The following is a 12,509-nucleotide window of genomic DNA, read 5'->3' on the forward strand; positions in this document are numbered from 1 at the left end:
ATCGCGCCTATGGCAAACGCGGACAATCTGGCGGACGTATTTCCGAACGCCGATAAAATCAGTGCTTTCACGGGGCAACCTCCGGCGGCAACGGCTTTTATCAACGACAAGGCCGCAGGATATATTCTCTCCACAGCGGACGTCATCGGTTCAACCGGATACGGCGGAGAAATCATCGATGTCCGCGTCGGCGTCAGCACCGATGGCAATATCACCGGCGCCATCCTGCGCCGTCACAATGAACCGATCCTTGTTATCGGCATTTCCGATCAGGATCTGCAGAGGTTTGTCAGCGGTCTCAAGGGATTCAATGTACTTGCACCTGCATTGACGGGCATTGCAGGCGGCAACACCATGCCCGACGCCATTGCCGGGGCAACGATCTCCAGCGCCGTAATTCAGGATGCCGTCGTTCGCGCCGCAAGATCCGTCTTGCGTGCACGTGCACCAGCGGCCAGCGGCTCGATCCTCAAGCGCGAACCGTACACCAAGGCCAGTTGGCAGAGTCTTCTTGCCGATGATTCCGTGCAACACCTTGAACTGGATTTCACGGATATTGCCAAAAAGGTTCCGGACCAGACCGGTCGCCAAGGTCTTTTTATCGATCTATATGCCGCGCTTCTGACCCCGCCCCGCATCGGTGGGAATTTACTGGGAACCCGCGACCATCAGCAGTTGTTTTCATCGCTCGGCGCTGGCGACAACGCAATCCTGATTGCCGCCAACGGCGTTTATTCATTTAAAGGACGGCAGTATCGGAAAACCGGCACGTTCGATCGGATACAGATCGTTCAAGGCGTCCGCACCTTACAATTGCACCGTGACGCTTATACCAACATCGAAGCCCTGAAGGCCGCGGGCGCGCCGGAACTACGTGAAATCGCGCTGTTCGTATTACCCGCAGATACCGGGTTTGATCCGCTACAACCCTGGCGGCTTGAGTTGTTCATCAATCCGGATAAGGCAATGCCGAACGGGGAAATGCCGCCCTTCGCCCTTGAATACACCCTCCCGGACAGATACGTCATGCCGGCACCGGCATCGGCCGCCATGGAGCCGGCGGACCGTGACGCAAAGCCACTCTGGCAACGCACCTGGGAACAGCGGCGTTTTCGCATTGCCGGCGTCCTTGCTTTACTTGCCGTTCTGACCGGCGTTCTTGTCTTTCAGGATCAACTGGTTCGCTATCGACGCTTTCGCGATACCGGGCGTCTGGCTTTCCTTGCGGTCGTTCTGGTGTGGCTGGGATGGTATGCCGGCGGGCAATTGTCGGTGCTTCAGGTTCTGACATTTGCACACGCACTATTGGGCGAATTCCGCTGGGAACACTTCCTTGTCGACCCCATGATCTTCGTTCTTTGGGGATATGTCGCTGTAACGTTGCTGTTTTGGGGGCGGGGCGTTTACTGCGGCTGGCTCTGTCCTTTCGGTGCCTTGCAGGAACTGATGAATGCGGCAGCCAGGCGCATGGGCGTGCCGCAATTGAAAATCCCCTTCGCGGTTCACGAAAGATTGTGGGCGATTAAATACATCATTTTTCTGGGTCTGTTTGCCGCCTCGCTGCACACGATCCGCGAAGCGACATTGCTGGCGGAAGTCGAACCCTTCAAGACGGCGATAACGATGACATTCGTCAGAAGCTGGCCTTTCGTCGTTTACGTCGCGGCATTGTTGGCGGCCGGTTTGTTTATCGAACGGTTTTTCTGCCGCTATCTCTGTCCGCTCGGCGCGGCGCTTGCGATCCCGGCCAGGCTGCGCATGTTCAACTGGCTCAGGCGGCGCCATCAGTGCGGCAGCGAGTGCCAAATTTGCAGCGAACGCTGCACTGTGCAGGCCATTCACCCAACCGGCGAGATCAACCCCAACGAATGCATCTACTGCCTCGAATGCCAGACCTATTACGTCGATGACCATATCTGTCCGCCGCTGGTGGCCAGCCGCAAAAAACGCGAACGGCGTCAGGCACTGACGGCCGGACAGGACATCAGCGCGGAAAGGCCGGACCATGGCTGAACAGATATCCATATCGCGAAGGCGTGCCCTCACCATCCTCGCGGGCAGCGTTTACGCACTGCTTGGCGGATCATCGCGACGTGAAGACTTGTATGAATGGCGCGGAACGGCACTGGGCGCTGATGCACGGATTGTTCTCGCGCATGCCGACCGGCAGTTTGCAGACCAGACGCTTGGCGATGTCTTCCGGGAAATAGAACGGCTGGAGAATATTTTCAGTCTGTTCCGTTCCCGCTCCGCGCTCAGCAAACTGAATCAAACCGGCATGCTCCGTTCGGCACCGTTGGAACTGATCCACCTGGTGCGTCGCGCTCAGGCGATGGCTGCCATCACGGACGGCGCTTTCGACATTACCGTGCAACCCCTTTGGGAACTCTATGCCGCACATTTTCGTGCATACCCAGATGACACCGCAGGCCCGTCCATGCATGAGATCGATGCTGTCCGAAGAAGGGTCGGTTCGCACCTTGTCCGCATCGAAGGAGGCGACATCCACCTCGCGCCCGGAACGCGGCTGACGTTCAACGGTATTGCGCAGGGCTACATCACCGATCGGATCACGGCGTTATTGAAATCACGCGGCTGGAACAACGTTCTGATCGACGCCGGAGAGATCAGAGGGCTAGGTATGCATCCCGACGGACGACCCTGGCGCATTGCCATGGCGAACGGCATCGAGACCCTGCTCGCGGATTGCGCCATGTCCACTTCGGAGAGCGCCGGCACACGCTTCACGGCATTGGCACCGCAGCATCATTTATTTGATCCCCGCTCCGGTCTTTGCGCACCCGCCGACACGGCAATCAGCATTACCGCACGTTACGCAACCGATGCAGACGCTTTGTCGACGGCCCTTTTCGTCGCTCCGTCCGAGATGCATCGAAGAATACTTGCCCGGGTTCCGGGCGCACGCATTGTCACCGCCCGAAAGGTCTGAAATGAAAGCAAAGTTCGACGTCTTCTTCTCATATGGTTTCAGGCCGTTCTTTCTGGGCTGCGCAATTTACGGCGCGTTCGTAATGGCAGCCTTCATGATCTGGATCGGCGTGCATCATGCCGGCGGACTCTTCGTTCGTCTGCCGATGTCCATCTCGCCCTTTCTTTGGCATGCCCATGAAATGCTGTTCGGTTTCGCCATGGCCGCGGTCGCCGGATTTCTGCTCACTGCGGTGCCAAGCTGGACCGGCACGCATGCCGTTCACGGCAAGCCGCTTTTTATACTGTTCCTGTTTTGGCTGTGCGGACGGATCGGCGTCGGATTTTCCGCTTCCTTGCCGGTATGGCTTGCGGCAACGATGGATCTCATCTTCATTCCTGCGCTGGGGATTCTTGTCATCGGCGCACTCAGCAAAGGCTGGTCGAAACGGAATCTGATCTTCGTCCCGCTGCTGGCCGGTTTTTTCATCTCCAACCTGCTCTTTCATCTTGAACTGTTGGACGTCGTCGACAACGGCATCGATATGGGGCTCCGCTTGAGTGTGGGCCTGTTGGCTTTACTGATCAGCATTATCGGCGGACGAGTAACCCCCGCTTTCACGACGAACGCGCTACGCCGCATGGGAGAGCAGAAGCTGCCGGTCAACCATGTGCCGTTGAATGTGCTCGGCATTCTTCTCGTTGCAAGTTTTGCGATTACCGATACCGTCGCACCGGAAGCACAGATAACCGGGTGGCTGGCCGCAGCAGCGGCAGTTGTGAATGCCGCACGCCTTGCCGGATGGCGCGGCCTGAAGACTTTTTCAGATCCGCTGGTCGCAGTGCTGCATATTGGTTTTGCCTGGCTTTCCATCGGTCTTGGCCTGAAAGCCTGGGCCATCCTTGGAGACGGCCTTTCCCCCGAAACAGCCTTGCATGCCCTTACCGCAGGTGCCGCGGGCACGATGATCCTGGCGGTGATGAGCCGTGCGTCGCTCGGGCACACAGGCCGGCCACTTGTCGCTTCACGGGTAACAGTCGCCGTATATACTCTGATCACGATGACGACCGTTATCCGCGTCGTCATCCCGCCCGTCTTTCCCGAATTTTATAATGAAGGCATGATCGTTGCCGGTATCGGTTGGATCGCTGCGTTTACGCTGTTCGCCATCCATTACTGGACGGTCCTGACCGGCCCGCGTCTCGGCGGCAGGGATGCATGAAACCCCTCAGGCGACGGTGCGCTCGAATTCCTGCTCGTCGACCGGGCAATATTCGCGAAGGCATTGCACATCTTCGACAAACACCTGGTTTGCATCTGTCGTGACGCCATACTCACGGAGCTTGTTCAAAAGCCGGGACAGACTCTCCGGTTGCACGCCAAGGCGGGCGGCAATCAGGTTTTTGTCATAAGGCAGTGTGATCACGCACGGCCCTTCGGTGGCATGGCAGCGGCGCAACAGAAATTCCACCAGACGCTGGCTGGCGGAACGAGTCTTCAGCCGCTCGACTTCGTAAACCAAACGATGAAGATGACGAGACATCGACGCCAGCATATTCATCGCCGTATGCGGATGTTTTTCGACGAGTGCCGCAAATTTTTTCGATTCAATCCCGACAAGGCGTGCGTCTTCGACAACTTCTGCACTTGCCGGAAAACCGACGCCGATAAACGCGGCCGCTTCAGCAAACATATCGCCCCTGCTGAAGATCCCGAGGATCGCCTGATCGCCGTTCGCTGTGTCGCGATAAATTTTCACCCACCCATCAAGAATGACAAAAAAGCATTCCGCAGGATCACCGCGTTGGAACAACACCCGCCCCTTCGGAAAGGTGCGAACATACGCACCCTGAATAATCATATTGAAAAGTTCATCGTCCAGCCCCGAGAACAGTGGCTGCGCGCGTACAATCCTGATGCTTTCTTCGTCCATGCGACACTCTTGCTGCCAGGCACCTTGCACCTAGAGCAACCCCCGATAATTAGATGCCTTCCCTCGCGCGAAATAGTATTCCAAAAGTCTGATTAACCCAACAGGCGATGCAGGCGGGCATCTTTTGTCTTGAAATGTTCCACGAACCAGTTCTCCAGACGGGGTCCCAACTCATTCGTGATGCCGTCATACCCGCCGGTCGTGTACTGATCCATGATATCGCGGATGTCGTCGAGCAGTCTTTCATGATCGTCCTTGTGGATCTGATACTGGTCGTAACCCTGGGACTTCATGATACGTTCTTCCAGCGCGAAATGGCTGGAAATCCGGGCATAGATTTCGCCAAGGAAAGCCTCAAAGTCGGTGCGGGAGGAATCCCGCTGTAATGCCGCATGGGCGTCATTGATCAGCTTCACAAGTTCCCTGTGCTCATAATCGACAGCTTCGATTCCCGTGCAGAATTCTTCGCGCCATTCAACCAATGCCATGACGTTACCCTCCGCCGTCGGACATGACGAAACCGCCGTTTCCGGGATCAAAATCAATCGCCAGGATCTGTCCGGCCTGCAGTGCAATGGTGCGGTGCGCCTGATAATCCCATCCGTCGCTACGGGTTGTGTTGCGCAGTTTCAGCAGCACCTCGTGCCGCCCCGCCGGGACGTCGAACTTCTCGTACATATGCGATGGCCCGTCGCCCCGCAGCCCCGACGGCGGCAGGGACTGCTGAAAAACGGTCTTGCCGTCCAGTTCAAAGTAGACCACCACGTCGACCCGTTCGCGCGAACACAACTGTGCCTTTCTCATGTTCGCCGCCAACGCGCCCAGTTCCGCCGCAGTCCGGTCCCGGCAACCGCCCTTGGGCTTGCCGCCGTGCGCGAAACTGAATTTGATCTGCGCTTCTCCTTCGGCGATCGGCAGATATGCAGGCGCCTGGGAAAAATAACCGAGTATCAAGGCAAACCCCGCATAGACACAGGCTTGCAGTAAATATCTGATGGGCGCGGCGAATACCTTATTCATGGCCTCACCTCATCTGTGCCGGATACACGGACATTCGAGGCGGCCTCGTCTGCCAGTTCCTGCAGGCCGGAAGAAGCCATTGCTTTGTTCAAGCCCGCCTGAAATCCGTCAAGGCCGTGCAGCGCGTCTTTCCACTCGGTTGGTGCCATCCACAACCTCAACAATCGTTCCCGCGGCACCCTTTTACGCAAATGCGGATCACGTCGCCCCTCGAAGCGGTCTTCGCTCCAGTCCGGTCCAAGACGGTATTGGCACTCGCCGAAACGGCAACCGGCAATCGCCACACCATCGGCCAGCCCTTTAGAGAGAATGTAATCGATATATGACGGCGGCAGCATACCGACACACGGCAAATCAATCGCCGCGCGGTTCTCTCCTGCCAGTTTCTTGGTCTTGATGCCGTGTTCGCAACCGATCACCAGCACCCGGTTATCGCCATTCATCTTGGCCGAGGCGGCATGAATTTTGTCACGCAGCGCGGCTGCAGTCAGTTCGGGAAGATCGATACCCGGCACCAGATCGCTACGGCGGCGAAACGGCATGGCCGTTGGACAGGCCCCAACGCAAATACCGCAACTCACACAGACATCTGCATCGACAACGGCCTGCCTGTCGAACGGCAGACCATCGGTACGCGGCATCATCATAATCGCACCGAATGGGCAGTCGCTGGCGCAACGCGTACAACCGTTGCAATTCCCAAGATCGACAACAGCCGCTGCCAGCTTGCGGCGCGGCGGCAGCCACGGCATCGCCATCAAGGCAAACGTCACACCAAAGGAAATCACCCAAAGCGTTGCCGCACCCCATTCATCGATCAGCGGAAAGGCAAAGAGATAATACCAGTCGAGGTTCAATACCTGCGGCACACGGTCCAGATCCGCAGGCGCATGACTGACCGCCGGGAAGACGAAGGACAAGCCGACCAGCATGGCGAAGGTGCCGACGGACAGACCTCGGGCCGGTTTCCAGCGTGCGTAGGCGACCCTTTGCAGATGGATCCACATGACCAGAAGCAGAATCAAGGGCAATGCGATATGCAGAAAAATCAGCAGCGTGAAGAACCTGTCATCAAGACTTTCGTGCTGCATGAAATTCCTGGCTATCGGCTCGCCGAAGATCGGCAGCCAGTCGAGCCATTCTGCGGATCCGATGGCGATGTATTGTGCCAATTGGTCCCACACCAGCCAGTAGCCGGTGATGCCTGCCGCGATGACAAGCCATGTCATCGGGACACCGCTGATCCACGAAAAGAAACGCGGGCCGCGGTAGTGATCGAATGCGAATTCGCGGATCATGTGCAGAACCATCATGATCACAAGGGCATCGGACGCGTATCGGTGTAGCGAGCGCATCACGCCGCCGAGATACCATTGTTCATGCGTCAGTTGCTCCACCGAATCATAGGCTTCGGTCAGTCCAGTATCGAAAAAGGCATAGACATAAAATCCGGATACGGCGACGATCCAGAAATAGAAAAAGCCCAGACCGCCAAGGGCATACATGGGATTCCATTTGACGCCGAAGACCTTGTCGAACCAGCCCTCAAGCCACATGAAGCCCCATCGCAATAATGCCTGGATCTGTTTCAATTCTACTCTTCCGTATTATCAGGTTATGCGTGGCGGGTTGATCTTCGATGCGCCAACCAGGAACGCACCAGAACAACAGCTACGCCGCCCAGACTGAGCGCACCCAATGCCGTTGCTATGAAAATCGAGTAATCGAACTTGTACTTGCCGCTTGCCGGGTCATAGAGGGTACAGAATAGCCGGACCCGGTTGATCAGCCCTTCAATGCTGGTCATTTCAATCCGTCCGCCATATGTCAGCTGCTTCAGCGGCTCGACCAGTAAAGGGGGCTTGAAATCGGCACCGTAAATATGCCGGTACACTTTCCCGTCCGTATCGATCACTGTTGTTTGCGACAAGTGATCGAAACCCTGAGGGGACGGATTAAAGGAAAACCCCAGATCGCGCGAGAGCGCGTCTATGCTGGCGGCATCGGCACTCAGAAAATGCCAACCTTTGACATTGATGCCATGTGATGCGGCGTAAGAGCGCATGCGGTTCGGGGAATCGTTACGGGCATCGAAACCGATGGTGACGATTTGGAAGCTATCCGCGCCCAATGCGTCGCGGGCAACGCTTACAGCGTCAGCAAGTGCTTCCGATACCATCGGGCATATATCGGCACACCCCGTATAGACCAGACTGATCACCAGTGGCTTGTCCATGTATTCTTCTAGGGTCACGGGCTGATTACGCGTGTCGGTGAATCGATAGCTGCCGATTATATTGCCGAGTGATGCTTGCGACGCCTCAAGAGCCTTGGCGCGGTCGAATGAAACGCCCGCATCGGCATGCGTCAGCGAAATCAGGGCTGAACCGAAAGCAACCGCCAGCCCTGTCAGCAAGGACCTAAAGCGAGGCAATTAGCCCACCCTCCAGCATAGCGCCCACAAGCACGAGAATGAGCTGCGCCAGCGACGCAAAGAAAGTCTGCATTGCCGTCGCCGGCCGCGGATCGCATACAAAGAGCCAGTTCCTGTACAAGAAGAAACCGCCGCCAAGCATCGCCGGCAGCATATAGACCGGGCCGTACCCGAAAAGCCCCGGCAACAAGGAGATTGCCACCAGAACAATGGTATGTGCGAAAATCACACGCGCGCCACGGCGCATGCCGAGGACTACGGGCAACATCGGAACCCCGGCGGAGGCATAGTCTTTTTCCAGCGCCGCCGCCAAAGACCAGAAATGCGGCGGAGTCCACAGGAACAGGACCATGGCCAGGATCATCGGCACCGGCCCCGGGATAGGTGCGACGGCAGCCGAACCTGCCAAGACGGCAAAAGTCCCGGACAGCCCGCCGATGACGATGTTCCACGGCGTTCTGCGTTTCAGCCAGACTGTATAAACGACCCCGTAAAATATGGCCCCCAGGAACAGGTAGAACCCGACAAGCGGATTTAACACCAGACCCGCCACGGTCACCGAGCCGGCCAGTAGAAGGAGGATACCGAGATACCAGCCCGGGCCGGATTTATAGCGTCCGGTCACAAACGGACGGCGCCGGGTCCGTACCATCTGCGCATCAAGATCGGCTTCAATCAGCTGATTGAATGCACCCGCAGCGGCACTGGCGCCGAGCGCCGTCAGGCCGAGGACCGTGATCTGCCAGATCGGCAGACTGATCCCCGGGGTCACGGCGACACCAGCCATGGCACTCAGCGCAATCGCGAAGCCGATCCTGATCTTGAACAGGCCATACAACTCTTTAACCGTTGCGTGCATCGCTATGCCCTCCTTGCCCAACCGCCGTTAACTGAGCGGCCACACTTCGGACAGGAACTTCCAGTTGATGTAGTAGTAGAGAACGAAGCTGACGAAGAAGACCGACACCAGCGTGATCGTTCCGGGCAGCTTCAATGTCGCCGCGCTGCCATGTGACGCGACAACAGCACCGCCGCCCTGGAACACGACCGGCGACGCCTTGCAGGCTGCCTCATCGCGCTCTTTGCCGAACAGCACCGAGCCGACGACGATGACAATGTACATGACCCCGCCGACTGTCGCGATGACACCGAAAATCCCGTTCAGCCCCATCATCAGGAACGCTGATGGCGGATAATCAAAGCTGAGTGCGGCATCAGAGAATGTCATGTCCCAGTGGCGACGCGCCACCCCGAGCGTCCCCGCCCCCATCATGAACATCGACAGACCAAACGCGCCGATCCCGAACAGGTACGGCTGCCATTTGCACCAACCCTTAAGGATCAACTCGCGACGGAAGATCAGCGGCACGACCAGATAAGTCACTGCCATGAAGGCAAGGGTCGTACCTGCCGCAACCGTACCATGGAAGTGCCCGGTCACATAGAGCGTGTTGTGCATCAGCAGGTTCAGCTGCTCGGTCCCCAGCACGACACCGGAAATACCACCGATGAACCCGAACATCACCAACGACAGGAACATCCCGGAAAACGCCGGGTTGCCCCAGGGTGCATTCCGCAACCACCCGAAGACGCCCTGGGTAAAGCCGTTACGGCGCTGTGCCGCCTCAATCGCGCCCGGCACGCTCATGCCGTGGATCATGCTCGCCAGTACGGCGAGATAGATCGCATAGGACGTATTGAAGACCTTGAATTCGGAACTGATCCCGGGATCCGTCAACAGATGGTGCGCCGAGGCGATCGGCAGGAACGCGATATAGAGCAAAAATGCGCCCCGGCTGACCTTTTCACTCAGCGGCTTGGAGCCGATGGTCAGCGCCGCAATGGCGTACCAGATGGAGACGTGTGCCGCGACATTCATTTGTTGCGACGAATGGCCTAACCCCCACCAGACGAGCCTGTAGGTGAGAGAGTCGATATCCCCGATCAGCCCCAGCGACCACAGGAACGTCGGCACCAGAATGATGGCCCCGGATGCGATCGTATAGACCGCGATGATCGCCGCCGCGACGGCGCCGAAGGTAACCAGCGGGATCGATCCCTCATAGGTCTTTTCCTGCTGGGCAACGACCAATGTGCCGAAGAACACGAACACCGCGATCAGCGCACCGACCGCAAACAGGATCAGCCCTAGATAAAAATGCGGTGCCGCTTTCATAGGCACGTACGAAGTGAACATAACGCTGGACTCGCCTTGCAGCACGGCGACATTGGCCATCAATGCGCCGACCAGCATGAGAACGAATGCCGCCCAGGCAAATCTAGGCGTTGCCAGGCGGCAATTCAGAAGGATCGCCGAGGCAAAATATAGAATCGCAACCTCGAAGAAAATGACCCAGAACACCAGAATGTCGGCGCCGTGCCCGGTCAATGCCAGATAGAAAAGATCGGCCGGCAGAATGTGTATCGCCGGCCAGCGCGTCAGCGCCACCAGCAAACCGAACAGCCCGCCGATCGCCAAAAACACGATTGCCACAACGGCGTTCGCCTTGATCAGCAGTTCCGCATCCCGGCAAACCTTAAGACCGGTCTCCGGACAAACCCTGTGCGCGAATGTCATAGCCATGTCCGCCCCCTCCTACTCGGTCACGTAGATGCGGCCGACCATCTGATGATGGCCGATCCCGCAAAATTCATTGCATACGACGCTGTAGACACCTGCTTCGTTCGGCGTCACCGTCAGCACCATTTCGTAATTCGGATGAACCTGAATGTTGATGTTGGCGGGCTGCAGCGAGAACCCGTGCAGCCAGTCCAGCGAACTGAGATGCAGGCGGTAACTTTCGCCCTTTTTCAGTTCAAGCACCGGCCACCATTCCCAAAGCCGTGCCAGCATGTAGACATCACTTCCGGCGGGCGGTCGAACCACCGGAATGCCGGTGTCGCCTTCCTCGCGGACCGTATATTCGTCGGCGAACGCCTCGACCTTGGCCGCATATACTTCGGGTTTGATGCGGTAAGCTTCGTTTGAAAGGTTCTGCTGTCCCTCGATGTGCCAGAATACCATCGTGAAGAACATCACCAGCCCCCAAACGAAGGCGACGGAAATCCATGTGATCTCCATCTTCGCCAGAGGTTCTTTCCACCAGAGTTTATCCTCGGGAGGTGTAATTGCCATGTCCCTGTCCCCCTTTAATTCGCAACGGGGATTGCGGCAATTTCCATAATCCCCCAGATCGTATAAAAGACGGCGGGCACCGCGACGCCGATGAATAAAAGAAGAAACGGATTGTCCAGAATGCTCTGCATTGCCGGTATGCGCTGGCCTTCAGTATCCTCGCCATCCGGTCCGGGCGTTTGGTTCTCGGATTCGTTCATTGGCTCATCTCCCCTGCGACTGCCACTCGGGCAATAGGATCACGAAGAGCGAAGCACATCCTTAACCTAAGTTAAGGACGCCAAACCTGATCCACGGTCTATTGAGATCAGAGGCGTAGCCACTGTCGTTGCGCCAGGCATGCAAATCGGTTTTTTGATTCAGGGGTTGGAGACGCTGTCATGAATAGGATACTTCGCAACACCACGGCGCTTAGTCTGCTGGGACTGGCATTTACCGTCGTGCCTTCGCAGGGCATGGCGGCTGATGGCGCCAAGGTCTTTAACAAGTGCAAGGCATGCCACACGCTCGAAGCTGGCAAACACAAGGTCGGCCCGTCACTGGCCGGTGTCGTCGGGCGCAAGGCCGGAACCGCCGAAGGATTCACGAAGTACAAGGGGTTGAAGGGTGCGGATTGGGTCTGGACCGAAGAAGAACTGATGGCATACCTCGAGAACCCGACGTCATACACCAAAGCCAAGAGCGGCGAGCGGTCTTCTATGTCTCTTAAATTGAAAAAGGAAGATCAACGCAAAGCGGTCATCGAGTTTCTGAAAGGCCATTGACCGTCCTCATGGACTGATCCTGCTTGTCTATTTTTGTATCATCTGCTTTCCCGCATGGCGTGATGCGCTTTTGCGCAGTCTGTCTGCACCCGATCTCTGAATGTCACGACCAAGTATTGGAATGCCACCGCCATGCCCAATCAATACCGGGTTATTTTCAGATTGTAGAATTTCGTGCAGCTTAAGAGTTCGCCACGGAACCTGGCATTGAAGCTTTCCTGCCCGCACGAACCGAAGTGCGAGAAAGATGGTCGCTCACTGTATAGTGCCGTTCCATGGCGACCAAAGGAACG

The 12,509-nt window shown here is 57.1% G+C and carries 13 protein-coding genes; 4 read left to right on the forward strand and 9 right to left on the reverse strand.

Annotated features, from left to right (window positions below):
- Positions 1-9 precede the first annotated feature (9 nt).
- From L2D14_17060 to L2D14_17070, 3 genes are read left to right on the forward strand one after another with little or no spacing between them, the layout of a single operon-like run.
- Positions 10-2,013, forward strand: a complete 2,004-nt coding sequence (locus tag L2D14_17060) for a 4Fe-4S binding protein (GenBank protein ID WNJ99566.1) — start codon at positions 10-12, stop codon at positions 2,011-2,013.
- Positions 2,006-2,950, forward strand: a complete 945-nt coding sequence (locus L2D14_17065; GenBank protein ID WNJ99567.1) for an FAD:protein FMN transferase — start codon at positions 2,006-2,008, stop codon at positions 2,948-2,950. Before L2D14_17060 ends, L2D14_17065 begins: the two co-directional genes overlap by 8 nt.
- 1 nt (position 2,951) lies before the next feature.
- A complete protein-coding gene (locus tag L2D14_17070; GenBank protein ID WNJ99568.1) occupies positions 2,952-4,151 on the forward strand; it encodes an NnrS family protein in 1,200 nt (399 codons plus the stop codon).
- A 6-nt stretch (positions 4,152-4,157) separates the two neighbouring features.
- On the opposite strand, the gene L2D14_17075 is transcribed toward L2D14_17070, so the two are convergent.
- The 9 genes from L2D14_17075 to L2D14_17115 form a co-directional block, all read right to left on the reverse strand.
- Entirely contained in the window at positions 4,158-4,862 is a 705-nt protein-coding gene (locus L2D14_17075) for a Crp/Fnr family transcriptional regulator (protein WNJ99569.1), read from the reverse strand.
- A gap of 92 nt (positions 4,863-4,954) precedes the next feature.
- On the reverse strand, positions 4,955-5,350 hold the full coding sequence (locus tag L2D14_17080; GenBank protein WNJ99570.1) for a bacteriohemerythrin: 396 nt from the start codon (positions 5,348-5,350) through the stop codon (positions 4,955-4,957).
- Between the two features lie 4 nt (positions 5,351-5,354).
- The gene (locus L2D14_17085; protein WNJ99571.1) at positions 5,355-5,882 is read right to left on the reverse strand and encodes a hypothetical protein; all 528 of its coding nucleotides are present in this window, start codon (positions 5,880-5,882) and stop codon (positions 5,355-5,357) included.
- On the reverse strand, positions 5,879-7,474 hold the full coding sequence (locus L2D14_17090) for a cytochrome b N-terminal domain-containing protein (GenBank protein ID WNJ99572.1): 1,596 nt from the start codon (positions 7,472-7,474) through the stop codon (positions 5,879-5,881). The genes L2D14_17085 and L2D14_17090 overlap by 4 nt, the downstream gene beginning before the upstream one ends.
- 23 nt (positions 7,475-7,497) lie before the next feature.
- Positions 7,498-8,316, reverse strand: a complete 819-nt coding sequence (locus L2D14_17095) for an SCO family protein (GenBank protein ID WNJ99573.1) — start codon at positions 8,314-8,316, stop codon at positions 7,498-7,500.
- Positions 8,303-9,175: a heme o synthase gene (gene cyoE, locus L2D14_17100; protein WNJ99574.1), complete on the reverse strand. Its 873-nt coding sequence runs from the start codon at positions 9,173-9,175 to the stop codon at positions 8,303-8,305. Before cyoE ends, L2D14_17095 begins: the two co-directional genes overlap by 14 nt.
- 27 nt (positions 9,176-9,202) lie before the next feature.
- Positions 9,203-10,900 carry a cbb3-type cytochrome c oxidase subunit I gene (locus tag L2D14_17105; GenBank protein WNJ99575.1) on the reverse strand — a complete coding sequence of 566 codons (1,698 nt, stop codon included), beginning with the start codon at positions 10,898-10,900 and terminating at the stop codon, positions 9,203-9,205.
- Positions 10,901-10,912: 12 nt separating this feature from the next.
- Positions 10,913-11,452: a cytochrome C oxidase subunit II gene (locus L2D14_17110; GenBank protein WNJ99576.1), complete on the reverse strand. Its 540-nt coding sequence runs from the start codon at positions 11,450-11,452 to the stop codon at positions 10,913-10,915.
- A gap of 14 nt (positions 11,453-11,466) precedes the next feature.
- Positions 11,467-11,652, reverse strand: coding sequence for a hypothetical protein (locus L2D14_17115; GenBank protein ID WNJ99577.1), 186 nt, complete (start codon positions 11,650-11,652; stop codon positions 11,467-11,469).
- Positions 11,653-11,832: 180 nt separating this feature from the next.
- On the opposite strand from L2D14_17115, the gene L2D14_17120 reads away from it, so the two are divergent.
- A complete protein-coding gene (locus tag L2D14_17120) occupies positions 11,833-12,216 on the forward strand; it encodes a c-type cytochrome (GenBank protein WNJ99578.1) in 384 nt (127 codons plus the stop codon).
- The last annotated feature ends 293 nt before the right edge of the window (positions 12,217-12,509 follow it).

This window comes from Thalassospiraceae bacterium LMO-JJ14, assembly GCA_021555105.2.
GTDB lineage: Bacteria > Pseudomonadota > Alphaproteobacteria > Rhodospirillales > Casp-alpha2 > UBA4479.